The organism is Campylobacter concisus (genome assembly GCF_902460595.1).
In the GTDB taxonomy this organism is placed as follows: Bacteria; Campylobacterota; Campylobacteria; order Campylobacterales; family Campylobacteraceae; genus Campylobacter_A; species Campylobacter_A concisus_BL.
The window spans coordinates 68,410-93,246 of record NZ_CABPVA010000002.1 but is presented as its reverse complement, the minus strand read 5'-3'; the positions used below and the strand labels follow the sequence as shown (position 1 = coordinate 93,246).

General features: G+C 39.9%; 21 protein-coding genes and 1 pseudogene. 6 read left to right on the top strand and 16 right to left on the bottom strand.

Annotation, left to right across the window (positions count from 1 at the left end; translation table 11 throughout):
• Together F3G86_RS05190 and F3G86_RS05185 are read left to right on the top strand one after the other, a co-directional pair.
• Window positions 1-539: uracil-DNA glycosylase family protein (locus tag F3G86_RS05190; protein WP_149723329.1), on the top strand; the 539-nt coding region annotated here is incomplete at its 5' end.
• Window positions 536-1,816: a hypothetical protein gene (locus tag F3G86_RS05185; RefSeq protein ID WP_149723211.1), complete on the top strand. Its 1,281-nt coding sequence runs from the start codon at window positions 536-538 to the stop codon at window positions 1,814-1,816. The genes F3G86_RS05190 and F3G86_RS05185, both read left to right, overlap by 4 nt.
• A gap of 12 nt (window positions 1,817-1,828) precedes the next feature.
• Here the strand turns inward: F3G86_RS05185 and F3G86_RS05180 are convergent, their stop codons facing one another.
• The 10 genes from F3G86_RS05180 to F3G86_RS05135 form a co-directional block, all read right to left on the bottom strand.
• Window positions 1,829-2,218, bottom strand: a complete 390-nt coding sequence (locus tag F3G86_RS05180) for a YbgC/FadM family acyl-CoA thioesterase (protein ID WP_149723210.1) — start codon at window positions 2,216-2,218, stop codon at window positions 1,829-1,831.
• 43 nt (window positions 2,219-2,261) lie between these two features.
• Complete coding sequence (locus tag F3G86_RS05175; protein WP_149723209.1) at window positions 2,262-3,770, bottom strand: RNA-directed DNA polymerase; 1,509 nt, start codon at window positions 3,768-3,770, stop codon at window positions 2,262-2,264.
• Between the two features lie 50 nt (window positions 3,771-3,820).
• A complete protein-coding gene (locus F3G86_RS05170; protein WP_149723208.1) occupies window positions 3,821-4,366 on the bottom strand; it encodes a threonine/serine exporter family protein in 546 nt (181 codons plus the stop codon).
• Window positions 4,359-5,141, bottom strand: coding sequence for a threonine/serine exporter family protein (locus F3G86_RS05165; protein WP_149723207.1), 783 nt, complete (start codon window positions 5,139-5,141; stop codon window positions 4,359-4,361). The genes F3G86_RS05170 and F3G86_RS05165 overlap by 8 nt, the downstream gene beginning before the upstream one ends.
• The gene (locus tag F3G86_RS05160; protein WP_149723206.1) at window positions 5,125-5,604 is read right to left on the bottom strand and encodes a DUF4149 domain-containing protein; all 480 of its coding nucleotides are present in this window, start codon (window positions 5,602-5,604) and stop codon (window positions 5,125-5,127) included. Before F3G86_RS05160 ends, F3G86_RS05165 begins: the two co-directional genes overlap by 17 nt.
• Window positions 5,605-5,614: 10 nt before the next feature.
• Window positions 5,615-6,427 carry a HemK/PrmC family methyltransferase gene (locus tag F3G86_RS05155; protein ID WP_149723205.1) on the bottom strand — a complete coding sequence of 271 codons (813 nt, stop codon included), beginning with the start codon at window positions 6,425-6,427 and terminating at the stop codon, window positions 5,615-5,617.
• Complete coding sequence (locus tag F3G86_RS05150) at window positions 6,417-7,619, bottom strand: M48 family metallopeptidase (RefSeq protein WP_149723204.1); 1,203 nt, start codon at window positions 7,617-7,619, stop codon at window positions 6,417-6,419. The genes F3G86_RS05155 and F3G86_RS05150 overlap by 11 nt, the downstream gene beginning before the upstream one ends.
• 8 nt (window positions 7,620-7,627) lie before the next feature.
• Window positions 7,628-8,746: a hypothetical protein gene (locus F3G86_RS05145; protein ID WP_149723203.1), complete on the bottom strand. Its 1,119-nt coding sequence runs from the start codon at window positions 8,744-8,746 to the stop codon at window positions 7,628-7,630.
• Window positions 8,747-8,749: 3 nt separating this feature from the next.
• The gene (locus tag F3G86_RS05140; RefSeq protein WP_149723202.1) at window positions 8,750-10,123 is read right to left on the bottom strand and encodes a sodium-dependent transporter; all 1,374 of its coding nucleotides are present in this window, start codon (window positions 10,121-10,123) and stop codon (window positions 8,750-8,752) included.
• A gap of 153 nt (window positions 10,124-10,276) precedes the next feature.
• Entirely contained in the window at window positions 10,277-10,717 is a 441-nt protein-coding gene (locus tag F3G86_RS05135; RefSeq protein ID WP_149723201.1) for a hypothetical protein, read from the bottom strand.
• Window positions 10,718-11,079: 362 nt separating this feature from the next.
• On the opposite strand from F3G86_RS05135, the gene F3G86_RS05130 reads away from it, so the two are divergent.
• Window positions 11,080-11,286 carry a hypothetical protein gene (locus F3G86_RS05130; RefSeq protein ID WP_149723200.1) on the top strand — a complete coding sequence of 69 codons (207 nt, stop codon included), beginning with the start codon at window positions 11,080-11,082 and terminating at the stop codon, window positions 11,284-11,286.
• Here the strand turns inward: F3G86_RS05130 and F3G86_RS05125 are convergent.
• The 4 genes and pseudogenes from F3G86_RS05125 to abc-f all read right to left on the bottom strand — a co-directional run bounded on the left by F3G86_RS05125 (window position 11,266) and on the right by abc-f (window position 18,731).
• Window positions 11,266-13,206: pseudogene (locus F3G86_RS05125) on the bottom strand (BCCT family transporter). The gene F3G86_RS05130 and the pseudogene F3G86_RS05125 sit on opposite strands and share 21 nt — an antisense overlap.
• 125 nt (window positions 13,207-13,331) lie before the next feature.
• Window positions 13,332-14,777, bottom strand: a complete 1,446-nt coding sequence (locus F3G86_RS05120) for a DKNYY domain-containing protein (RefSeq protein WP_149723199.1) — start codon at window positions 14,775-14,777, stop codon at window positions 13,332-13,334.
• Entirely contained in the window at window positions 14,777-16,288 is a 1,512-nt protein-coding gene (locus tag F3G86_RS05115; RefSeq protein ID WP_149723198.1) for a DKNYY domain-containing protein, read from the bottom strand. Before F3G86_RS05115 ends, F3G86_RS05120 begins: the two co-directional genes overlap by 1 nt.
• 511 nt (window positions 16,289-16,799) lie before the next feature.
• Window positions 16,800-18,731, bottom strand: coding sequence for a ribosomal protection-like ABC-F family protein (abc-f, locus tag F3G86_RS05105; protein WP_149723196.1), 1,932 nt, complete (start codon window positions 18,729-18,731; stop codon window positions 16,800-16,802).
• A 95-nt stretch (window positions 18,732-18,826) separates the two neighbouring features.
• On the opposite strand from abc-f, the gene F3G86_RS05100 reads away from it, so the two are divergent.
• The 3 genes from F3G86_RS05100 (at window position 18,827) to F3G86_RS05090 (ending at window position 21,341) form a co-directional block, all read left to right on the top strand.
• The gene (locus F3G86_RS05100; RefSeq protein WP_149723195.1) at window positions 18,827-20,146 is read left to right on the top strand and encodes an MATE family efflux transporter; all 1,320 of its coding nucleotides are present in this window, start codon (window positions 18,827-18,829) and stop codon (window positions 20,144-20,146) included.
• Window positions 20,122-20,784, top strand: coding sequence for a M48 family metallopeptidase (locus F3G86_RS05095; protein ID WP_223228555.1), 663 nt, complete (start codon window positions 20,122-20,124; stop codon window positions 20,782-20,784). The genes F3G86_RS05100 and F3G86_RS05095 overlap by 25 nt, the downstream gene beginning before the upstream one ends.
• A 71-nt stretch (window positions 20,785-20,855) precedes the next feature.
• Window positions 20,856-21,341 carry a tetratricopeptide repeat protein gene (locus F3G86_RS05090; RefSeq protein ID WP_021085241.1) on the top strand — a complete coding sequence of 162 codons (486 nt, stop codon included), beginning with the start codon at window positions 20,856-20,858 and terminating at the stop codon, window positions 21,339-21,341.
• A 94-nt stretch (window positions 21,342-21,435) separates the two neighbouring features.
• On the opposite strand, the gene F3G86_RS05085 is transcribed toward F3G86_RS05090, so the two are convergent.
• Entirely contained in the window at window positions 21,436-23,502 is a 2,067-nt protein-coding gene (locus tag F3G86_RS05085; RefSeq protein ID WP_149723194.1) for a TRAP transporter permease, read from the bottom strand.
• A gap of 87 nt (window positions 23,503-23,589) precedes the next feature.
• Window positions 23,590-24,531 (bottom strand): TAXI family TRAP transporter solute-binding subunit, encoded by a 942-nt coding sequence (locus F3G86_RS05080; RefSeq protein ID WP_149723193.1) that lies wholly within the window; start codon window positions 24,529-24,531, stop codon window positions 23,590-23,592.
• Between the last annotated feature and the right edge of the window lie 306 nt (window positions 24,532-24,837).

The following is a 24,837-nucleotide window of genomic DNA, read 5'->3' as shown; positions in this document are numbered from 1 at the left end:
GCATAGACGAGCTAAATAGTGAGATAAAAAAGTGCTCTCTTTGCTTTTTAAGAAATAGCTCAAAGTGCGTTTTTACTGGCTTTGGCGATAAAAATAGCAAGATAATGTTTGTATCGCTTTGCAAAAAAGATGATTATTTTGAAGGCACAAGCGGCAAAATTTTAGAAAATGCTATAAATAATGGCTTAAATTTAGAAAAAGATAGTGTTTATATAAGCTTGCTTTTGCGCTGTGAAATTTCAAATAGTGACGCGAAAAATCCAGCGTTAAAGAGCTCGTTTGAGCTTTGTAGGCCATATCTTTTAGAAGAGATAAGACTTATTAAGCCAAAAATTATCATCACTTTAGGAGAGGAAGCTTTCATGCATCTTTATCCGAATTTGCTCTCAAAGGGCGGATTTTCAAGCATAAGAGGGAGCATTTTAAAAGATGATGATAGGTTTATAATGCCAACTTTTTCACCAGAGTGGATCAGCAAAAATCCAAGTTTTGAAGAAAATTTTATAGATGATTTGAAAAAAATCAAGGGAGTGATATGAAAAGAATTTTTCTTTTTTTAGTTATATTTGTAAGCCTTTTTGCAGCACAAAATGAAGCCTTAAGCGAGATGCAAGACGAGACCGCTGAGGCAAAATTTGAAAGCAACATCACTAAAAATCAAAGCCTCTCAAGCATACCGCCAGCAAAGATCACTTACATAAATTTAGAGCCAGAATTTTGTGATAGCTCTTGCCTAAATGAGCTTATTAAGAGCGATATGTTAGCTAGCTTTATGACGAGATTTGAGCCAGCAAAGATAGATGATAAGGCACTTTTAGACCTTTACGCTTCGCTTGGTGGAGAGATGGTTTTAAAACTAGCTGCAAGTGATAAGATAGCAGTCATCATCCCTCAAAAGGTTATAAAATCATACGCAAATGTCGTATCAAGCGCGGTTTTAACATACATTTTAAAGCAAGAAGCAAATGTCGAAGTGAAATTTATAAATAGCAGCGACGAGAGTTTGCCTAGCCTTCAAAATGCGCTTCAAAACGCTAGAAACGAGGGCTTTATCTACTTCGTAGCGGTCCTTACTCAAAATGGCGCAAACATAGTAAATTCTCTCATCCTGCCAAACGAACTCATCTACATCCCTAGCGTTCATAGCTCTTTTGTGACAGCTCCAAAGCCAAATTTGATCTTTGGCGGAGTTGATTACAAAGCGCAAATTTCAGCCCTGCTCGCTTTTGCTAACGAAAAAATAGTCGCCTTTGACGATGGCAGCGCGCTAGCACAAAAGCTAAATGAATATGTACGCATGCAAAGTAGCGACTACTACGAAAGCTCGATCACTGGCAAAGATATAAATTTAAACGATACTTTGAGCAAAAAGTCTAAATTTGATAACGCAAGCGTCTTTTTAAACATCCCAATCGTCAAAGCTTCTCTTGTAGCAACGCAGATGAGAGGCTTTGAGATAAAGCCTTACGCGCTTTTAAGCACACAGATAAATTTCTTGCCAAATATCTTTAGTGCCATCACACAAAGAGATAGACAAAACCTCTTTGTGGCAAATTCGCTAAATTTACTTGATGAGAGTTTTTTAGGGCTTGGATATCTTTTTGGAGTTGATTTTAGATACTCACAGATAGGCTACTCAAGTGCCTTGGGAGTGGAGTATATCTATACAAATTTCATAAACAAAAGTGCCAGCAAAATTTTTGCTGAGAGGGTTGAGGGCTCGCAAGTTTTATATGATGTGAAAATTTATGATACAAAAAGCGATCACTTTAATGAGGTAAATTCGCAGGAGCAAAACAGCACAAGCGGGATTTAGCAGTTTTGCTTGCTAAAATTTAACCTCATTTATAAAAGTTTTCATGCTCTCATCTATCTTTGCTAGCTTGCCCTCTTTCATAAAAGCTAGCGTGATAGTCGCTTTAAAGAGCACTTTTTCGGCATCTTTTTCTTCAAATTTATAAATTTCTTGCTCTAAAACAAGGCTTGCTTTTTTAAGCTCTATGAGCTTTGTCCTTACAAAAACCTCGTCGCCAAGCACGGCTGAAGCGAGAAATTTAGCCTCAAGAGCTGAAACAACAAAGTATCCGCCCTCTTTTGTGAAATTTAGCCCAGCCTCAAAAAACGCCTCGCTTCTGGCTCGCTCGCAATATTTAATATAGTTTGTATGATAAACAATGCCGCCTGCATCGGTGTCTTCGTAGTAGATTCGTATTTTCACGGTATTTCCTTTAAATTTAAAATCCAGCTATTTTTTCATTATTTCATAGTGACTGTTCCCTAAAAAGAAGCACTTCATCGTCTTGTATTTCGGCATCAAGAGCATTTAAGACATCTTGATTGATAATATTGCTTCTATTTTCTAAAATTCTTATATTATTAGGATATAGCCATTCATTATTCCATAATTTTATAGACTCACCGCCGACTAGTTTACATAATGGTTCGCACAAATCTTTTTGTGTAATTTGTAATTTTATAATTGCCCTCTGTAGCCATATTTGCATATATCCAGTATTTGGGATATTATTAAATTTATTTACAATTTTACCAACCATCAACTCAATCAATTTTTCATCAATCAATCCAAATAGTATACTTAGTATTGCCATTGATATAGAATAAGTTCTTGAATTTAAAAGAGCAATATCAACCACAATACTTATTAAAACCTCTATGTTTTCTTTATTTTTGATTTTATCCTTTTTCTTTCTTATTTTTTTTGAAATTGCTTGCAGCTCTTTTACTAAAGTTCCAGAATTTGGGTTTTTAAGTGCAAATTGATGGATCAGCAAAAGACGTTTTTGTATTGTTTTTAAATCTTTATCAACAACTAGCCAATCTAACTTATCTGGTTTTATTGAACTTTGAATAACGTTGTTAGAAAAAGTTGTTTTACTTGAATTTAATTTTAACCCTAAATCAATTAAAACTTCTGTAAGCATTTTAATTATCTCATCTGCGATTTGTGGGCTATTAACAAAAATTCTATAATCATCTCTATATCTTAAAATATAAAAATCTTTTTTATCAATGTGTTTTAATTTGGCACTTAAACACAAATCAGCATAAGACAATACAATCTCTGCAATAAGATCCATCAAAACACTACCTTGCGGTATTCCATTGGTTTGCCCATTTGACATACTTTGTATATGAAAATCGATCATGCCACCAATATAATCTTTCTTGAAATCTTTATCTCTTCTTTTATGTTTTGATACTTTTTTAGAGTGTAACGCCCAAGGAATAGAATGTGTGTAAATCGAGCCATAACAATCTACGATATCTGTATGGTAAATATAGCTATAATCCAAACTTAAAATTATAGATTTTTGTTCTATCTGCCCCCACCAGTTTGAGATTTGCTCAGCCTTATCTGATTCGTTTGACTCAGAAACTACAGGCAAACTCATACATTCAACAACGCTTCTAGATTCTATTTTTTTAAATCTTTTTCTGATTAGTTCCCAATTGTCGTATTTTGTTATTTCATTAACAAGCGAAACATAAAGAAAAGGATGAATTAATTCGAATCTCCGCCAATCATATTTGCCATTTTTATTATGAAATAATTTGTAGTTTACATCTTCAAAACTATCCGGATTGCTGTTTTTAATACTCATAAAATTTTTCCGACCTAGAATCTTTGAAATTTGATCAAACAAATTATCAAATTTAATATATGGTGGCAAATCAATATTTACGTAGCTTTCATGCTTTAATAAAAATAATCTAGCTTCTTCAAAATTTAAAGAAAGTATATTTTTCATACATATCCTTTTACATATTCTTTTTCACTTGGTGGTACACTTTGCAAATTTTATTTTACCTTTATATATACGTTTTTATCTTCCTTTTTCGTCGCCAGATCGCACTTGGCGCCTCTAGTTATCGTAAGCGACTGATCATAAAACAAGATAAGCACCACCGAAACGCCCACACCAAGCGCTAGCGAGACCGTCGTAGTCGTGATAGCATTATCAAAAAATATGATCAAATACTCATTTTTCTTAGCGATACTTGTCTCATTTAAAAATGAAAATAGTGCCAAAATCCCTTTATACGCAAAAACTCCTGGCACCATAGGCAAAAGCGCTGGAAATGCGATGATCTCAGCTGGCACCTTTAGCCGTTTGGCAAAGAGCATGCCTAAAATTCCGCTCATAAAAGAGACGATGAGCGTTGCGACACTGATGTTAAAAAATCCCATCTGCATGATCCAAAAGCGGCTAGCATGCGCAAATGCAGCGAGCAAAGCGCAAAAGATGAGAGTTCTTTTTGGAGGCGAGCTAGCATAGGCAAAGCCAAGTCCAGCCACCGCAGCAAAGCCAGCATCTACAAGCGTTTCACAAAAAAGCTCAAACATTTAATATCTCCGCGCTGCTAAGCGTTAGCGTGATATAGACGCCAACAGCCATGCAAAGTATGAGGATACCCGTGCTTATGGCTCTACTGATGCCAACAAGGGTGTTGTCGTTTAGGATGTCAAAGACTGAATTTATGAGAAAAACGCCAGGCATCATAAAGAGCACAGACGAGCCTATCGCCACGTCGCTTGTGTGCGTAAGCCCGTAAGATACGCCAAGATAGGCGATAAATGAGACGATAAAGGATGTCAGGACGTATTGAATTTTTAAATTTACGCCCATTTTCGCAAGGGCAAATTTAAGAGTGTAGCCAACAAGCGTTGCAAAAAATATACAAACAACTGAGCCAGCATCGCCTCCAAAAAGTCTGCAAAATGCCGCATTTGCAAGGCTTATCAAGATAAGCGAGCTAGCAAATTTATTTGCACTGACACTCATCACGCTATCAAAGCTCTCTTTAGCTTCATACAAGCTCAAACTCTCATCTAAAATTTGCCAGCTAAGCGATGATAGCTCGGAAATTCTGTTAAAACTCACCTGCCCCATCGGGATCTTTCTCACATAAGTTCGGCGCAAGGAGTTGTCCTGCGAGTCCATCACACTAATGGTAAAATACTTCACAAAAATGGTCACGCTAACATCGTAGCCGTAGTGATTAGCTATGCGGTCGACGCACTTTTCTACGCGCGCAGTGTATGTGCCAGCGCTCACCATAGCTGTCGTGTATTCGGCGAGGAAATTTGTTAAGATTTGGATATCAGGCTTGGCGTTCATCTTGGCTGATCTTAAATTTCACAAAAAACAAAATGAGCTGTAAAACAAGCATCACTTTCATCACATATTCGCTTGCGCTATGCATCTTGGCAAACTCCGCTGTCTGCGTTGCATCGGCACCTAGGCTTTGAGCTTGCACGATAAAAGGCGTAAAGATAAAGACAAAGCTTAGCGCTAGGGCTAAGTTTAAAAACGAGAGCATAAACGTGCTAAATTTTAGTGAAAATGCAAGCTTTTTTCTTAGATCAAAGAGCTCACTAACTGCTACAAATGCGCTTACAAATAGCAAAACATAGTTAAATTTTAAAAATATCTTTGTCATCATCTGTCCGCTCATAAAATGCGTGAGTACGCCCTCGCCTATGATGCTTTGTGGGAAAAATATGACTGGCGCGACCAAAATTCCAAGCGTTAGCTCAGTGCCGATCACTGCTGCTAATAGTAAAAAATAGATACTTCTCAACCTCTCTCCTTTATAGTTTTAAACTTGCGCAAAAGCCCCTGTCAAAGCCTGCTAAGTCCTTGTAAAAAGCGCTTTCATAGTCATTAAATTTTAGCGCCATCTCCATGCTCGCTCTTTGATCATAGCCCATCTCGCAGGCGATATTTTTTATGCTGCGATTTCTAGCAATAAGGATGATATTTTTTAAAATTTCATCTCCGACCTCGCCGCCAAATAGCGCCTCATGCGGTTCGTTTATCACAAATTTATCAAGCTTATAGTCTCGCGCGATATATGGCGGGTTTGAGACCAAGATGTCGATATCGCCTGAAATTTCATCTATGTAAGAGCACTTTACAAAGTCGATCTTCTCGCTTACATTAAATTTGAGCGCATTTTTTTTAGCTAGTTTTAGAGCTTTTTCGTTTATATCGGTGGCTACTATTTTAGCGTTTGTTTTAAGGGCTAGCATGACGCTTATTATCCCGCTGCCAGTACCGATCTCAGCGATCTTTGGCGCTTTGTAGTTGCTTGCTATCTCTAGCACTTTATCAACTAAAATTTCAGTCTCAGGGCGCGGTATCAAAACGCCACTTTCTGCCTCAAACTCCAGCCCATAAAAGCCAGCCTTGCCGGTAATGTACTCAAGCGGTTCGTAGCTTTCAAAGCGCTTTACAAGATCAAAGTAGCCGACATCGTCAAATTCGCTCTTTTGGTTTAAAAATATCCACTCAACGCTCACATCAAGGTAGCTCATGAGCAAAATTTTAGCCACCCTGCTTGGGTTTTCACAAAGTGGCTTTAGCCTTAAATTTGCCTCTTTTAGAGCCTCTTCAACTCTCATTTTCTAGCTCATTTATCCGCTCAAAAAGGCTTGGGTGCGAGTGATAGACAAATGAGTAAAGCCAGTGCGACTTTGGAAATGCTTTGTTTTCGCTGCCAAGCTTGGTTAGGGCGTTTATCATGTCGGTTTTGTTTGAAATTTCTTTTGAAAATCTATCTGCGCCAAATTCATTTTTGCGGCTAAAATGAGAGATGATCGGCGAGAAAAGAAAGCTAAAAATAGGCGAGAAAAGCACCAAAAAGATGATGATACTAGCGCCATTTTGCCCTAGTCCTATCGCCTCGTATGCGCTTGCGCCAACGTTTCCAAAGATAAAAAATAGACAAAATAGCATGACCGCACTTAGCACTATCATTTTTAGGATATCTTTATGCTTAAAGTGCCCAAGCTCATGCCCCAAAACCGCTACGATCTCCTCGGTGCTTAGCTTTTTTATCAGCGTGTCAAAAAGCACCACTCGCTTTGTCGCTCCAAGCCCGCCAAAATAGGCGTTTAAGCGGTTGTCGCGCTTACTAGCGTCTATCGTAAAAACGCCACTACTTTTAAAGCCGCATTTTTTAAGTAAGCCCTCTATCTTGCCCTTTAGCTCGCCATCTTCAAGCGGCGACATCTTGTTAAAGATAGGCGCGATGAGCGTTGGGTATATCAAATTTATAATTAAAGCGATGCCAAAACTTAGCAAAAATGCCCAAAACCACCAAAAATCCACAAGAAAATTTATACATAAAAGCACGAGCCAAACGAAAGCCGAGCCAAAAACTAGCATAAGAGCTAGCGACTTTATAGTATCAATAAAAAATATCTTTGCGCTCATATTTGAAAAGCCTAGTTTTTTGTCTTTTACAAAGCTCTCGTAGATATTTAGCGGCAGATCAAGCAGCGACGAGATCAGCAAAAAGCTCATCACAAAAAGGATATTTTCAAACGTAGTGCCATCTTTCAAGCAAGCGTTTGAGAGCATTTTTAGCCCAAAGCTTATCCACGCAAAGAAGATAACGGCATGGTAGATGAGGCTAAAAATTTCAAATTTTTGATTTGTCACGGCGGCAACTGCGGCGTTTTTGTATTCGCTCTCTTCAAGCACAACAGGCTCTTTTTTGGCCTGCGCCCTTACAAAGCTGATCTGTAAATTCGCCAAAAAAAGCTTAATAATCACATAAAAAATATAGATAAATAAAAGTGTATAAAACATATTCTCCCTTAAATTTCATAAAGACTAAAGCAACCATAGTCCGTTCTAACTGCGAGCTTGCCATCTATAAATTTAGCCTTGCAGCTCTTTACGACATGATCTAGCGTAAATTCCGCCATCACATCGCCACTTTGTAGATTGGTGACGTAGGCTCTGCTTTGATCTATCACCACAAGCTTGCCAGCTGCGCCGTCAATGCAAAACTCGCTCGCTCTTAAATACTCGTCCTTTATCCAAGGCTGCTTTGTCACTTTTGCGCTCTTTATATCAAGGCAAAATAGCTTGTTTTCAAGATACTTTCTAACTAAAAGTGTCTTTTCGTCCAAAAAGCAAATTTTATCAAGCGCGCCAAATTCGGCTCTTAGCTCGCTTAAAATTTCGCCATTTTTTGCGTTTAAAATTTGCAGTTCGTTCTCTTTGGTGCAAAGCGCAAGCATGCTAGCATCCGCACTAAGAGCCGCACAAAGTATCGGTGCGTAGCTTTTTTCGCTGCATTTATACTCGCCGATCTTTGAAATTTTACCCTCATAAAAAGTAAAAATCTGCCCAAACATACCAAAAATAGCCACGCCGTTTGAAGCACAGATAAAGCTTGCTATCTCGTTATTTCGCTTGAGATTTTGCTCGGCTGAAATTTGGCGTAATTTAGCCTCTTTTGGCTCAAAAATGTAAATTTCATGATCAAGGTCTAAGAGTAAATTTTCACCTACGCACTGGGCGTCCCACGCAAGTGGCTTTGGCAAGGCGATCTGCTCTTTTATAGCACCACTTCGATCAAGCCTCACCAAAATATCGCTAGGCTTGCCACCATCTTTTTGACCGCCACTTTTATAAACGTAAATTTCATCTCTTAAGCTGGCAAACGAAAGCGCTCCTGTGTATCCACCACCGATATAAACGTGTAAGCATGCTTTGCCGGCTTTTGCTTCGCTATCTTGCAGGACAAAGCCCTTTTTTAGGCTCTCCCACTCTTTTTTGACGCAGGCTTTTTTCGCTTCATCTATGCTAGCAAACTCCTTTTGCGTCTGCCTAGTTTTACCGTTTTTGATACTCTCGCTAATTAAAATTTTGTCCTGCATGCGCAAAATTAAGCGCTCACCACTATCAAAATTTACAAGCTCACGCATATTTCACTTCAAAAAGTTGTCGTAAAAGCTGCTGACAAAGAGCACCAAGATGATGAAAGGAACGATAAATTTGATATAGAAAAACCAAATGTTTATAAGTTTTGCATACTTTTCACTGCCTTGCAAGATCTCTTTTTTTGCTTCATCTTTTAGCACCCAGCCGACAAATATCGCGCATCCAAGTGAGGTTAGCACGAAAAATATCGTCGCACTTATCGCGTCGTATGCGTCAAAGATATTTTTACCAAAAACTGTGACGTGACTTAGTAAATTTGTAGCCATAAGTGAGGGTAAGTTACCTAGCACGAAAATAACGCTAAGCACTAAAAATATCGCTTTTTTACGCTTTATCTTAAATTTCTCTTGCAGCGTAGTAATGATCACTTCATATATCGGTAACGACGTCGTAAGTGCAGCGATCATAAGAAGCGCGAAAAACGCCACCGCGAAAAATCCGCCAAACGGCATGTGCGAAAAGACGATCGGAAGCGACTTAAAAACTAGACTAGGACCGCTATCTGGTGAGACGCCGTAGCTAAAGAGTGACGGAAATATCATAAAGCCAGCAAGCACGGCTATGACGGTGTTTAAGATGCCAGTGATGATAGAAATTTTAACTAAGCCTTCGTCCTTTTTAACAAAGCTTGAGAGCGTTATCATCACGCCAAATCCAAGTGAGAGTGCAAAGAAAACCTGTCCCAAAACCTCGACAAAAAGCTTTAAATTTATCTTTGAAAAATCAGGCGTTAGATAAAATTTCACACCCTCCATCGCGCCATCAAGAGTGATGTTTTTAGCGATCATGACGAGCATTAGGATAAAAAGAAGCGGCATTAGATATTTTGCTGAGCGTTCGATGCCGCCAACTGCGCCTTGCACCAAGATAGCGTAATTAACCAGAACAAAAACAAGGGTTGCAAAGCTTATGGCAAGCGGGTTGCTAACGATATTTTGCTCGTAAAATGCGCTAGTTTGCTCAAAGCTCACGATGTGCGAGAGATCAAGCAGGCCAAATGAAATTTGAGCGATATAGTTTAAAACCCAGCCTCCGATAACCATATAATAAGCCATGATGCCAAATGCGCCAACAAGCCCCATCCAGCCCACTATCTGCCACTTTTTGCTGATCTTTTTGCCACTTATCGTGCCGCCAAATGCATCAACGGCGTTGCACTTTAGTCGCCTGCCGATGGCGTTTTCAACCAAAATCATAGGAATGCCAATGACTATCATCGCTATGCAAAACACGAGAACATAGGCCCCGCCGCCGTTTTGACCGACCAAGTAAGGAAACCGCCACGTCGCGCCAAAGCCGACCGTAGCCCCTGCAACAGCTAAAATGTATGTAAGTCTTGAACTCCACGATCTTCTATCCATCTATCTACCTTTGTGAAAAATAGGGATTATATAAAAAAATTGATTAAATTTTGCTAGCGGCAGGCGATACTTGCGTGTAAATTTGGCTTTTTTGATAAATTTTAGGACTTTTATATGCCGATTTTTTGTCTTTGCAGGGTAAATTTAACTCTATTAATATAAAACACCAAATTCCACATACCCCTCCATCGCAATGAGCAAGATCCAACCATCTTTTGGGCTGCAAAAATAGTGATGTTGCGCGATATTTTCAACTATAAATTTTAAAAAATCATAAAAATAATCAGGTGCAAATTTAAGCTCTGTGCTTGTCAGACCATCACCGACGTAGCCTATCTCGCTGCTTAAAATTTTGCTTTGGATACTTGGATATGAGCTTAGAAAATTTTTAATATCAGCAAAATTTTCACAATCAGCCGTTTTATAATCTTTTAAATTTTGCAAAAGCGGTTTTGAACCGACAAAGATAAAATTTCGCTCTATAAAATTTACTACATCATTGCTTTTGTGCCATTTTTGACCCAAATTTGACAAAAAAGAAAGCATTTCATCATCGGCTGAGATGAAATTTGAAACTGGATTTTTCTCGCTCATTTGCCTCCTTTTTGTAAAGTTACTACACCTTTGTAAAAGAGGGATTATATAAAAAATTATGGTGGTTTTATAATTTTTTAGTAACAGTTAGCTAGCAAATTTTAAAATTCCATGAACGAGTAATTTCGGCTCTAAAATTTGAGCTAAGTGGTTAGCGAAGCCAAATTTTAGTAGTCAATTCTTGCGAGTGAATGGGATTTTAAAATTTGAAAAGATAGCTTGATTAAATTTATAGATTTCTTTTATTTAAAAGGGAGACAAGGGGACTTAAATTACGAAGCCGTCCCCTTATCTCCCTTTAGATCCCACAATCCCATCGCACGTTCAAGGTGCATGCTCCAGCGCTTTGCACTGCATGCGGTTTGTTTAAAATTTTAAAATTTCATGAACGAGTAATTTCGGCTCTAAATTTAGTGCTAAACGAAGTGCAGTCTAAATTTAGTAGTCTGCTAAGGCGAGTGAATAAGATTTTAAAATTTGCAAAAAGTTCAGTCAAATTTATAAATTTGCCCAGAAATTTTAAAATTCCAGGCAAATTTCACTCAAATTTACTCTCTAACGACGTGTAAAAACTGCATGTGTTTGCGGTATTGCTCGATGACGTCATTTATCAGCGTAGCTTCGCTCCAGCCAAGCACGTCGTAGTCCTGACCGCCCTCTTTTAGATAGACTTCAGCCCTGTAGTAAAGATCGTCGCCGTCAAGCTCTCTGGTGTAGTCTGGACTATGGCTCTTGGTGAGATAGACGCCATATCTAAAGTCCATCTCGTCGCCAAGTCCGACATTTAAATTTACAAAATTTTCACCAATTGTGACCTTTGCTTCAAGGCCGTTTTTAGCAAATTCCTCTTTTAGCTCATTAAAAGCTTTTAGCACGACTTCGTTTAAAAATTTCTTGCCATCTTTCTTGCCTGGCAGCGTGATGATCGCACTTAGGCGCTCTTACCAAGGCTTTGAAAGATCGCTAATGGGCATGTTGCTAAAGTTATTTGTCTCTTTTTTGGTTAGATCCACACGTAACGCCTTAAATAGCCCGTAAATGGCGCCAAGTAACACTATGGAAAATGGCAGTGCTGTCGTGATCGTAAGTGCTTGAAGTGAGCCAAGACCGCCTGCTAGCATCAAAAATGCCGCCACGACGCCCACTGTAACGCCCCAAAAAACCTTTTGCCAAACTGGTGTATCGTCCTTGCCATTTGAGCAAAGCATATTCATCACGATCGCCGCAGAGTCTGCAGAAGTTACGAAAAATATGACGATCATAAAGACTGCGATCACGCTTAGCACGCCTGAGAAACTAAATTTCTCCAAAAACATAAAAAGTGCTGAGGCTGAGTCTGAATTTACCGTGGTCGCTAGCTCGCTAAAGCCGCCTTGCACAAGCGCAATCGCTGAGTTACCAAAAAAGCTCATCCAAGCAAAGGTAAAGCCAGTTGGCACGAGAAGCACGCCGATCACAAATTCTCTGATCGTTCTGCCTTTTGAAATTTTAGCTATAAAAAGCCCCACAAACGGCGACCAAGATAGCCACCAAGCCCAGTATAGCAGCGTCCAGCCGCCAAGCCAGCTCTCGTTTTGCCTCTCGTAGGCGTAGAGGTTAAAAGTGTTTGAGATGAGCGTAGAGACGTAGTCGCCGCTGTTTTGCACAAATGACTTTAGAAGTTGCGTCGTATCACCTAAAAATAGTATCAAAAACATAAAACATATAGCTAGCGCGATATTTGAGTTTGATAAAATTTTAATCCCCTTATCAACGCCGCTTGCCGCTGAGATGGTAGCTGCAAAACAAAGCACTATTAGAAGCGTGATATGCATAGTCGGCAGGCCAAAAACGTGCGTAAGGCCAGCATTTACCTGAAGTACGCCGTATCCTAGCGATGTCGCCACGCCAAAAAGGGTCGCCACAACGGCAAATGTATCGATGGCGCTACCTATCTTGCCATAAATTTTATCTCCGATGATCGGATAAAATGCCGATCTAAGCGTGAGTGGCAAGCCGTGCCTATATGAGAAAAAGGCGAGGATTAGCGCTACGATAGCATAGACCGACCATGCGCCCATGCCCCAGTGAAAAAATGTGATATTCAACGCAAGCTTTTGCGCTGCGATAGTTTGCGCGTCGCCAACTGGTGGGTTTAGATAGTGCATGAGCGGCTCGGCCACACCAAAAAACACTAGACCTATGCCCATGCCAGCGGCAAAAAGCATAGAAAACCACGAGATATTTTTGTGCTCTGGCTTTACGTGATCAGCTCCTAGTTTGATCTCGCCAAGCTTACTAAAGCCAAGAATGATGACGCTTAGCAGTATGACGGCAACGACTAGGATATAAAACCAGCCAAATTTGGCTGCGATGTAGTTTTGCATACCCTTAAAAAACTCATTTGAGAAATTTGGAAATATCGCTGCAAATGCCGCTATTAAAAATATGACAATAAGCGATGGGATAAATACTGAATTATTAAATTTTGACCTTTGAAATTTAAACATTTTTCTCCTTTTTATAAATTTCAGTCTCGCTTTAAAATAACAAAAAAGAGTAAATAGGTCAAATTTTCTCTTTAAATTTTTATGAAATTTTAAGCTTTAGCCACCAAAAATAGCTACTTTGAAATTTATCTCAAGTCTCTTTTATCTCTCTTTGGTTTTGCAAGAGTTGTTAGCACTATGACGACAAAAGCGATACCAAATGTGATATACAAAATGATCTTTGGCGAGTCATACTCTATCCTCGACCTTGCGACCTCTTCGCCACTTGCCTCCACTAGCTCGCCGCGCTTTATCATATCGCTGATATCTTTTGTGCTAAGCTCTTTAGACGGCCTTGTTAAAATTTCTATGACGCCAGGATCCGCCACCTCATAAACGCTATGCTTTATGCCATAAAATGGCTTTATCTTGCTAAAAAAATAGACCTTATCGCCATTTGCATATACTGCGCCATACTCGCCATCTTTTACTAGCCCTATCTCACGCCAAGATGAGCTTGTGGCAAATTTATATAAAGAGACCGTTTGCGCCTCTAAGTGCCTGCCATGCTTTGAGCGCCGCCACTCTTCGCCTTGCTGTAAGAAATACGCCAAGCTCTCATCTACAAAAACGTCAGCAAAGAGCCTTTTTAGCTCGCCTTTTAGCTGGTAGTCTGAAATTTTAGCTTGTTCGTTTTTACTGCCATCCCAAAAGTAAATCCCATCTTTGCTGGCAAAAAGAGGCCAAAACGAGTGCACGTTATCCACGCTATAAATGGCGCTATAAGGCATATTTTGAGCGCTAAATTTACGCTCATTTGCAAACGCCGCCCCACTTTTTGGCTCAAAAAGATATTCTATATCGTGCTTTGGGTCATAGCATATCCGGCGCGTCTCATCTGAATATCTTGCATCAAACCTATAAAAGCCCATAAACAAGCTTTTGCCATCTGTGTAATATCCGCTAGGAGCGCCATTTTCTGTCGTAATATATCTTAGCTCACTAGGATCTGCATCAAGCTTTTCGCCCTTATAGTAAAGTGTAGCTCCGTCTCTTGCAAAGCCAGCGTCAAATATAGGCTCTAAATTTGTGCTTTCGACCCTTTTTGTCCTGTAAAAATAAGGGCTATCATCGTAGCTTTTTATAAAAACGTGAACAAGGTTTTTCATAATGGCGCCAAATTCGCTAAATCCCGCCTCTTTCTCGCTTCTAGTTGCGCAATAATAGCTTATCTTGCCATCACTTAGATAGCCATTGCCAAGCACTTTGGCACTTTTTGGATCAAGGCCAGGCAAAATTTCTCTAGCGCAATAGACACTGTTTTTATCAGCCGCCACGTTTGAGTAATCATACGCGTGTTTTAGCTTTAAGACCCTAAAACTAGCCTCATCGACGCCTTTTAGCTCATACTTGCCACTGCCTGAAATTTGAACGTAAATTTTACCATCAGGCGAGCGGTAAAACTCGCTACTATCAATGTTTGCAAAGCCTCTTTGATACTCTCCTTCACGCCACAGATAAAGCATAGCCAAAACAAAAAATAGTGTCAAAATGACAAAAAGATAAAGGATCTTAGTCGCAATTTTTCTCATTATCTATAATCATCCACCCTTTTTTTAAGCTCGCTTTTTTGCGTTTTATTTTTAAAAATAGCGCCAACCACCGAGGCCACAAATGCAATGGCAAGAAATATCCAGTAGGCATATTTTTGCGAGTAATCATCAAAGTCGCTTATCGCATCGATCACCACCTCGCCCTCAGCTGGCGTCATAGCGCCTTGATCTACCATTTTTACTATCTCATCTAGTTTTAAATTCTCAACATTTGGACCATAAGGACGAGTGAGAATTTCAACCACGCCAAGGTCGTTTATGTCATAAACACTGCTGTTAAAACGCCAGCCGTAGCCGACGTTATCAAAATAATATGTCTTATCTCCGTTTGCATAAACCGCTCCGTAGCCATCGTTTCTTACAAGCCCTATCTTTCGCCACTGCTCTTTTGTATCAAGCCTTACGATACACGTGTGGCGCGAGCTTAAGCTGTGGTTATTTTTTGTGTTGTGCCAAATTTCATAGGTTTTTAGAAAATATGTCTTGCCATCACTTATCACCACGTCGCCATATAGCGGCGTTATCTCGCCTTTAAACGGATCGTCTCCGTCTCTTACAAACTCGCCCTCATCTATGCTGTTATACCACTGCCACTTTCGCTCCCAGTGATAGATCCCGCCTTTGCCGCGAAAAAGAGCATGATAGGAGTGCTCATCTTTTAGGTTAAAAAGTGGCTCGTATGGGGCAAATTTTGGGTCAAATTCGTGATCGTTTGCATAGACCATGCCAGAATTTGGCTCATAAAGATAGTGAATGCGCCATATCTCGCCGATATCACGCATTTGCGGGCTAAATTTGATCCCTAGCTTTGTGCTGTCATAATAGACATTTTCCCCATCAGTCGTAAAATGTATGCTCTTTCTTCCAGATGCCTGCTCGATGTAGCGCATTTTGCTGGCATTTGCGCCCTCTAGCTCTTTGCCCTCATGATAGACCTTCACGCCGTCACTTGCGTAGCCAAAGCCCAAGATCGCTGCTAAATTTGCGTTATCAACCTGTCTAAATTTATAGATATGAGTTTGCGCTTTTGGAGTGTTAAACATTTTATGTGAGAAGATATCCCAAAACTCTTTAAGTGCGGATATTTCGAGGTTTGTCTCGCTTTCGCTATCGCAAAAGTATGTGATCTTGCCGTCACCAAAATAGCCATTGCCAAGCGCTCTAACGCCATTTGGATCAAGCCCACTCATCACGAGATTACCGCAATATACCGCCTTATCGCTTGCGCCAACGTTTCTGTTGTCGTATTTGCCAGTGTCAATGTATCTAAATTTGCTGGCTTTTACGCCTATTAGCTCAAATTTACCACCACTTGGCACCATGGCATAGACCTTGTCGTCTTTGACGTAAAAATAGCTATTATTTAGCTCTTTACTATCGCCAATGTCGTCATCTAAAACAGAAACTAACCCAAAGACAAAAAAGTAGGTAGCAAAAAATATCACAACAATGGCGATTATTACTGAGATTAGCGGATGTTTTTTTAGCATTTTAGCCCCATTTCAAACAAATTTAGCGACCTCATCAAGCCGCAAAAACCTTTCATAAATTTAAATTTCAAAGTCCTATCCAAATATAAAATATCTAAATATCATAAGCCTAATATATGCAGATTTGCCCATCCAAAATAGAAAACAAGCGGCTGCTAATGTAACAAAAAGCCTATAAATGCTAAATTCCAACGTAATCCCATAATAAATAACCCACAAAGAAATAAAACAAAGATACAAGGCAACAAGCAAAAAGAATAAATTTTTAATCCTTGCAAAAAGTCCCGACTCTTCGCTGTTTTTTGCGATTAGCCTAATGGTCTCTATCTTATTTAAAAACCCAACCTTTTTATATTTTATCTGGACCAGATCGCCTACTTCATATTTATATATTTTAGGTGAAAATGTCTCACTAAATCTCATCTTATCAACGATAATGCTAAGGCTTACAACAGAATTTTGCCTAACAACTCTCGTATTTAGCGCGCTTATCCTACCGATCTTTTTCAAGCTACTCTAGCTCCTCGGCGATCTCTAAAACTTCAAAATAGTCATTTTCTAGGCTTTCAAGCTCAGCTTTTGCCTTTTCAAGCTCTTCATAAAGCTTGGTTAGCCCCACTTCTTGATAAATTTTTGGATCACTAAGCCCCTCGTTTAGCTCAGCTACTCTTGCTTCAAGGGCTGAAATTTTATCTGGATATGTGTTTAAAATTTGCGTTTGCTTATAGCTTAGTTTTGCGCCAGATTTGCTCTTTTGTTTGGCTTCATTTTGGCTATTTGCTAGCTCTTTTTCAAATTTATCAAGCTCTTTCATCTCATCTTCAAGCTCCAAATAGACGCTATACTCTTCGTGCAAGACATTTATCTTTGTCCCCTCAAACGCCCAGAGCTTATTTGCCATCTTATCGACAAAATATCTATCGTGGCTAACTAGCAAGATCGCCCCCTCAAAGCTTTGCAGATAGTCTTCTAAGATATTGATAGTTGCGATATCAAGGTCGTTTGTCGGCTCGTCAAGCACCAGCACGTCGTAAGTTTTAGTAAAAAGCATCGCCAGTGCCACGCGGTTTTTCTCGCCGCCACTTAAAACGCCTATCTTTTTATCAAGAAATTCCTTTGGAAAGAGGAAATTTTTAAGATAGCCATAGACATGCATATTTCGCCCACGAACCAGCACGTGATCGCCGCCATTTGGGCAAAATGTCTCTATAAGGCTCTTATCATCATCAAGGACATTTCTAGCTTGATCAAAGTAGCCGATACTCACCTCGCCTCTTTTTATCTCGCCACTACTTTGCTTTTCAAGTCCTAGCAAAATTTTAAGTAGCGTGCTCTTGCCACTGCCGTTTCGTCCGACTATGGCGATCCTCTCACCCTGCAAGATTCTTGCGTCAAATTTTTCAAAAAGCACCTTGCCGTCTATGCTTTTACTTAAATTTTTAAACTCAAATAGCATTTTTTTGCGGTTTTGGCTCTGCGTTTGGTTGAAATTTTTACTCGCACGCTCAAGTTCTAGCCTCACGCGCCTTATCACGCCTGGGTTTTTCTTAGCCTCCTCGCGCATGGCTAGCACCCGCTCTTTTCTGCCCTCATTTCGCTTTAGCCTAGCTTTTACGCCGCGCCTTAGCCACTCTTCTTCGGCCTTTAGCTGTTTTAGCAGCGTCTCATGCGACTTTGCAAGGCTTGCTAAAATCTCCTCTTTTTTGGTTAGATAGTTTGCATATCCGCCCTCGAAATTTTTTAAGCTTGCATCCTCAACCTCAACGCACCTAGTAGCGAGCGCATCGATAAAATACCTATCGTGGCTTATAAAAACTATGCTTTGATTTGAGCCTTTAAGCATATCTTCAAGAAATTTGACCATATAGACATCAAGGTGGTTTGTAGGCTCATCAAGCAGCAGCACATCTGGCTTTTTAAGGATGAGCGCACCCAGTGCCACACGCCTGATCTCGCCACCACTTAGCGAGCAAATGGGTCTGTTTTCATACTCTTTTAGCTTAAATTCTTGCAAAATTCGCTCGATCTTGTGCTCGATATTCCAGCCGTCTTTTGCCTCTATAAATTTTAAAAATCTCTCTTGCTCTTTTAAAATTTCTTTGTTTTCAGGCTCATTTGCTAGCAAGACGCCACTTTTTTCATAGTCGCTTATCGCGTCAAATATCTCTTTTAGCTCGTTATTTAGCGCATCTCTTACGCTAAATGTGGCGTTAAAATTTGGATTTTGCGCTAGCATCTCGACGCTTATTAGATTTTGCACTATACGTCTACCGCTATCTGCTGCCACCTCGCCAGAGATGATCTTCATAAGCGTGCTCTTGCCGCTGCCGTTTTTACCGATGATCGCTATCTTTTCATTTTCATTTACACTAAGACTTACACTGTTTAAAATTTCATTTGCGCCAAATTTTTTACTTACGTCTATTAGGTCGATTAATGCCATTTTTCTCTCAAATTTTAAATTTTTTGGATTATATCAAAAGGGAGCTAAAACCTAATTTGGCTATAATCGCCCAAAATTTAAAAAAGGAGAAATTTATGAATCTTTCTATGAAAAAGCTGGTCGTCCCTATATTTTTAGATATGTTTTTGCACTTTATAACGCTTATCATAAACACCTACATGGTGACAAAAGTGAGCGTGCATCTAGTTGGCGCCATGGGTGCGGGCAATCAAGTGATGGACCTTTTTATGACCATTTTTAACTTCCTAAGCATGGGCTGCTCAGTCGTCGTCGCACAAGCACTTGGAGCAAAGCAAAACGAGCTAGCTTCAAGCGTCATACACGCAAGCATCACGTCAAATACGGTCTTTGGCATCTTTTCAGCCATCATCATCTACGTCTTTGGCTACAACATCTTAAATTTACTAAACGTGCCAAGTGATCTCATAAACGATAGCTTCTCATACCTTCACATCCTTGGCTTTGCCCTACTCTTTGACGGCATCGGCATGGTGCTAGCTGCGGTGCTTCGCGTCTATAACCTAGCAACCGCGGTCATGCTAACTTCAGTTTTGATGAACATCATCACCATCTTTGGCAACGCCATCGCCCTTTTTGGCTGGTTTGATCTGCCAAATTTAGGCTTGCAAGGCGTTGCTATCTCGACATTTGTAGGTAGGCTTATTGGCGTTTTTGTCCTACTTTACATGCTCATACGCGTGGCAAAAGTTAAAATTTATCTTAGCAAACTGCTTGTCGTGCCGTTTGGAATTTTAAAGAAAATACTCTCAGTTGGCTTGCCAAGTGCTGGCGAAAATTTACTCTGGATGGCGCAATACATGGTCGCATTTGGCTTTATCGCGAGCATGGGCGAGGCAACTCTTAGCGTGCAAACTATCTACTTTCAGATCACTCTTCTCATCTTGCTTTGTGGCGCAAGTATCAGCGTGGCAAACGAGGTCATCGTGGGACATTTGGTTGGGGCAAGCGAGTTTAACGAGGCTTACACCAGAACCTTTAAAGCCTTGTGGCTTGGAATTTCTATCACGCTCATCGTCGTTTTGATCGCCTACGCCTTAAAGTATAAGATCATGGACGCACTAAATTTAGATGAGAACTTGCGCAAGATAATGCTGCCACTCTTTACGCTCTCGATCGTGCTAGAGGCTGGCAGAACCTTTAACATCGTCATCGTAAATGCCCTTCGCGCAAGTGGCGATGCGAAATTCCCACTTGCAACTGGGCTTATCTTTATGTGGGGGCTTTCGTTGCCGCTTGGATATTTCTTAGGCATACACCTTGGCTGGGGGATCATCGGCGTTTGGATAGGATTTTGCGCTGATGAGTGGCTAAGAGGTCTTGCAAATACTTGGCGCTGGAGAAGCAGAAAATGGCAGTCAAAACGCCTAGTTTGAGGCAAAAGAGCCTAAATTTAGACTTTTATGGCTTAAGCGTTTTAATAAATTTTAAAACAAATGTAAAATCTATGCGTCTAAGAGTTGGCAAGGATGCTAAGATCACGCTTTCTATGCCATTTTACAGCACGCAAAAGATGGTTCTTAGCTTTCTTGAAACGCATAGAATTTGGCTTGAAAATGCTTACAAAAAAGCTCTTTTAAATTTGCCAAAAGATGATGAGATGAAATTTCTTGGGCAAATTTATAAGATCAAATTTGATGAGGGCGCAAAAGAGCCATTTTTTGAAGATAAATTTATCATGACGCCAAATTTAAAGGCGCTTGAGCGCTTTAAAAAAGTAAGAGCAAAAGAGCTATTTTTGGAGCTTGTAAGCTACTATCAGCCTCATATCAATAAGCCAGTTAATCGTATCGTCATACGAAATAGCAAAACTCGCTGGGGGAGCTGCAACCACAAAAAAGGCTATATAAACTTAAGCCTAAGGCTCATCGAAAAGCCGCTCTCAGCCGTACGCTACGTCGTACTTCACGAGCTTACCCACCTACTCTACCCGCATCATCAAAGCAGCTTTTATAAATTTATAGAAGCCATCATGCCTGATTACAAAGAGCAAGAGCAAATTTTAAAATCATAATTATTTTTCATCAAGTAAGTGTAAATTTAATTATGTTAAAATTGCACATTACTTTACAAAAGGAAAATTTGATGAAAAAAATGATTTTTATCTCGCTTCTTGCAGCTTGCGCTCTAGCAGGCGACTTTGAAGATGGCTTGAAAGCTTATGCTGACTCAAATTTCACTGAGGCTTTGTCTAAATTTGAAGCAGGTTGCGCGGCAAATGACGCAAGATCATGCGTAATAGCAGGTGCGATATACCAGGCTGGCAAAACTGACGTGCCAGATAGCAACAAAGCGTTAGAGTTTTACAATAAAGCTTGCCAAGGTGGTGAAAAAGAGGGTTGCTCAGCAGCTGGTGGAATTTATCTAGATAACGATCCACAAAAGGCAAGAGAGCTTTTTAACAAAGCTTGCGAGCAAAATGACGGCTACTCTTGCGGTATGATAGGCTCGATACTAATAGAAGCTAAGAAATTTAAAGAGGCTTACACCTTCTTAGAAAAAGGCTGCAAGCTAAATGATAAGATGTCTTGCGAGTTTGCGGGCGATCTAAAACGCTCAAAACAACTTTGATCTTTAGGCTTTAAAAGCCTAAATTCTCACTTTTTACAAAATCACTAGAAATAAATAAATTTAAAAGTTTAGGCAAGAGAGCTCTTGCCTAATGTTATATCGCTCTTATTTGATCAAGCGGTTTATCTTTTATGCCCCACTGAGTCATAAAGACAAAGCCATAAAGAGCTGCTGCTACGATGTAGGCTGTGTATTCGTTTGGCATTAGACCAAATTTCACGCAGATGTTTGGCACAAGTGCTAGAGGCACAACTGGGATAAGTAGCACTCTCTCCCAAATCCTAAGCTTTGTAACGTAGTAGCCTTGAAGCAAGCTTGAAAAGGCAAACATCCCCACGATCGCCATGCCAAAGACAAGTAAAATTTCAAGCGGGTTGCTCATCCAGACTATCCCTTTTGAATCAAGTGGATCGCTCGTGTTTATGCTATCAATTAGCATAAGTTTATTGTTAAAGAAAAAGGCAAATGGCAAGATCGCCGTTCTTAGATCGTAAAAGAACCCTTGAACGCCAACGGTTATTGGATTTGCTTTAGCGATGCCAGCTGCTGCATAGGCTGCGATGCCAACTGGCGGCGTATCATCGGCTAAAATTCCAAAGTAAAATACAAAAAGATGCACGGCAATGGCAGGGATCAAAAAGCCATTTTTATGCGCCAAAAACAAGATAACTGGCGCAACAAGACTTGAGACAACGATGTAGTTTGCTGTCGTTGGAAGACCCATGCCAAGGATGAGCGACATAAGAGCTGTTAAAACTAGGATCATCATGATGTTATCGCCTGCTAAAAGCTCGACTAGATCAGAGAGCACCTGACCAAGGCCAGTAAGCGAGATAGAGCCCACTATGATGCCAGCAAGCGCAGTTGCGATGGCTATTGTAGTCATGCTCTTTGCAGCTGCGACCATCGCCCAAAATATATCCTCAAAACCAAGAAGCACGTCGTTTAGCCCTACTTTTTCGCCTGAAGCTAGCTTTTTAGTTGGCTCTTGAAAGATCATTATCAAAAATAAAAATCCAATCGCATTAAACGCAGCAGCTATGGCTGACTCTTTTGCGATTAAAAGCGTATAAAGCAAAATTAGAATCGGCGTTATATAGTGAAGACCGCTAACAAAAATTTTAAATCTTGAGTGAAATTCGCTCTGATTTATGCCCTTTAACCCAAGCTTGACGCTCTCTAAATGCACGATGAAAAATAGTGACAAGTAACAAGCAAATGCTGGGATAACCGCTGCCATCATAACATTTGTATATGTCATACCCAAAAACTCAGCGATGATAAAAGCAGCCGCACCCATGATAGGTGGCATGAGCTGTCCATTTACGCCAGCTGCGACCTCGATAGCTCCAGCTTTTGTGCGTGAAAGACCAGCTTTTTTCATAAGTGGTATGGTAAATGTGCCAACGGTTACGACGTTTGCTGTTGAGCTGCCTGAAACCATGCCGGTTAGGCCACTTGCGATGACTGAAGCCTTAGCTGGGCCGCCTCTATATTTGCCAAGAAGAGAAAAGGCTAAATTTATGAAGTATTGTCCAGCGCCTGCTCGCTCAAGCAATGAGCCAAAAAGAACAAAAAGGTAGATAAAGCTAACACTAACGCCAATAGGCACGCCAAAGACGCCCTCAGTCGTCAAAAACATGTGCCCTGCGATCTTTTCAAAGCTAGCGCCTTGATGAGCGATGATGTCTGGCATATAAGGACCAAAGTGATCATATATCAAAAATAATATACAAATGATAGGAAGCGCTGGTCCCATGACACGCCTGCCGGCCTCAAGTAAGACGATGATCGCCAAAAACGATATTACGATATCTTGAGTGATATAATCCCCTGTCCTATCGGCTAGCTCATAAAAATAAACCGCTGGATAAAGCACGGCAACAACGCCTACCACGCAAAAAACTAGGTCGTAAAACGGCAAACTTGAGTGAGCCTTTTTATGAAAAGTGACTGGATAGAGCAAAAATACAAGCCCAACCGCAAAAGCTAGGTGAATAGAGCGTGAAATGTTAGTATTTAGTGGAAAATACGCTATATAAAGCTGAAAAACCGACCAAGAAAAGCATACAATCGCAATGAAATAGTTGTAAAAATTGCTATTTATCTCTCTTGTCTTTACTTCGACAAATTGTTCTTCGTTGTCTTTGACTTCGTTCATCTCTCTCCTTTAAAATTTAAATATATAAATTTAGAAGAAATTTGCATATTTAAATTTTATCCAGAGGCAAAAGCCCCTGGAAATGGATCATTTTAAGATACCTGCCTCTTTAAACGCAGCCTCTGCAGCTGGGTGAAGCGGAGCTGAAAGACCTTGGACAAGATCTTCTTTATTAACTGATTTTAGCGCTGGGTGAAGAGTTTTATACTCATCAAAGTTATCTAAAATAGCTTTTATCACAGCTTTTACAGCCTCATCTTTTGTATCTTTGCTAGTTACCAAAACAGCCTTTACACCGATAGTATTTACATCGTGATCGACGCCATCATAAGAGCCTTTTGGGATCACACCTTTTGCAAAGTATGGTTTTTCTTTAAGAAGGTTATCGATCTCGCTGCCTTCTATGTTTAGGATATCAATAGGCAAAGATGTCGCTGCGTCAGTGATGTTTGCAGTTGGGTGGCCGACGACAAAGCTATATCCGTCTATTTTTTTATCTTTTAGTGCGTGCGGGCATTCGCCAACTGTTAAAACGCCGCGGTATCCTAGTTTTGAAACATCAAAGCCTTTTGCTTTAAAGACTTCAAGCGTACTCACTTCGTTGCCGCTGCCTGGGTTTCCGACGTTGTATTTTTTACCTGCAAAAGACTGGATATCACTTGTTAGACCACTATCTTTTGCCACGACAAATGCAAGAAGCTCAGGATAGATAGCTACTACTGAGCGTAAATTTTCATCTTTTGCTCCGTCAAATTTGCCAGTGCCATTAAATTTGTCATAGACGACGTCGCTTTGAACAAAGCCAAATGTAAGCTCTTTTTTAAGGACGTTATTTACGTTATAAACAGAGCCGCCAGTTGATTGGACTGAGCATTTTACATCAGTGTTTTTGTTTGCCAAACGGCAGATCGCTCCACCTATTGGATAGTACGTGCCTGTCATGCCGCCAGTGCCGATACTGATAAATTCTTTTGCTGAGAGAGTTGTTGCTAAAAGCAAGCCAGCAAGTGCCAAAGAAGTAGTTTTCATCTAAAATCCTTTCAAAAAATTTAAGGCTATTTTATTCTATAAATTTAGCTTTGTATCTTTTTGTTATGATATTTTTATGCCATTTTGGTAAAGTTGCAACTATTCTACACAATCAAGGCTTAAAAAAATATTTTCTTAAGAATAAATTTATATTTCTTTATAGGGCGATTTGATTTTAATAAAACAAGAGTCCAAATATTATTTTTATAGCATGTACGATAATAACTTATTTAGTAAACTCAAATTGAGTTTACTGTAAGGTCTTGGCAGACGGCCAATATTTTTATTCTCATAATAGAATAAAAA

Bases quoted from the DNA above. Each gene is read 5' to 3' on its own strand.
- F3G86_RS05185 (WP_149723211.1), top strand. From the start codon at position 536: ATGAAAAGAATTTTTCTTTTTTTAGTTATATTTGTAAGCCTTTTTGCA.
- F3G86_RS05175 (WP_149723209.1), bottom strand. From the start codon at position 3,770: ATGAAAAATATACTTTCTTTAAATTTTGAAGAAGCTAGATTATTTTTA.
- F3G86_RS05170 (WP_149723208.1), bottom strand. From the start codon at position 4,366: ATGTTTGAGCTTTTTTGTGAAACGCTTGTAGATGCTGGCTTTGCTGCG.
- F3G86_RS05165 (WP_149723207.1), bottom strand. From the start codon at position 5,141: ATGAACGCCAAGCCTGATATCCAAATCTTAACAAATTTCCTCGCCGAA.
- F3G86_RS05155 (WP_149723205.1), bottom strand. From the start codon at position 6,427: ATGAGAGTTGAAGAGGCTCTAAAAGAGGCAAATTTAAGGCTAAAGCCA.
- F3G86_RS05150 (WP_149723204.1), bottom strand. From the start codon at position 7,619: ATGTTTTATACACTTTTATTTATCTATATTTTTTATGTGATTATTAAG.
- F3G86_RS05145 (WP_149723203.1), bottom strand. From the start codon at position 8,746: ATGCGTGAGCTTGTAAATTTTGATAGTGGTGAGCGCTTAATTTTGCGC.
- F3G86_RS05140 (WP_149723202.1), bottom strand. From the start codon at position 10,123: ATGGATAGAAGATCGTGGAGTTCAAGACTTACATACATTTTAGCTGTT.
- F3G86_RS05135 (WP_149723201.1), bottom strand. From the start codon at position 10,717: ATGAGCGAGAAAAATCCAGTTTCAAATTTCATCTCAGCCGATGATGAA.
- F3G86_RS05120 (WP_149723199.1), bottom strand. From the start codon at position 14,777: ATGAGAAAAATTGCGACTAAGATCCTTTATCTTTTTGTCATTTTGACA.
- F3G86_RS05115 (WP_149723198.1), bottom strand. From the start codon at position 16,288: ATGCTAAAAAAACATCCGCTAATCTCAGTAATAATCGCCATTGTTGTG.
- abc-f (WP_149723196.1), bottom strand. From the start codon at position 18,731: ATGGCATTAATCGACCTAATAGACGTAAGTAAAAAATTTGGCGCAAAT.
- F3G86_RS05100 (WP_149723195.1), top strand. From the start codon at position 18,827: ATGAATCTTTCTATGAAAAAGCTGGTCGTCCCTATATTTTTAGATATG.
- F3G86_RS05095 (WP_223228555.1), top strand. From the start codon at position 20,122: ATGGCAGTCAAAACGCCTAGTTTGAGGCAAAAGAGCCTAAATTTAGAC.
- F3G86_RS05090 (WP_021085241.1), top strand. From the start codon at position 20,856: ATGAAAAAAATGATTTTTATCTCGCTTCTTGCAGCTTGCGCTCTAGCA.
- F3G86_RS05085 (WP_149723194.1), bottom strand. From the start codon at position 23,502: ATGAACGAAGTCAAAGACAACGAAGAACAATTTGTCGAAGTAAAGACA.
- F3G86_RS05080 (WP_149723193.1), bottom strand. From the start codon at position 24,531: ATGAAAACTACTTCTTTGGCACTTGCTGGCTTGCTTTTAGCAACAACT.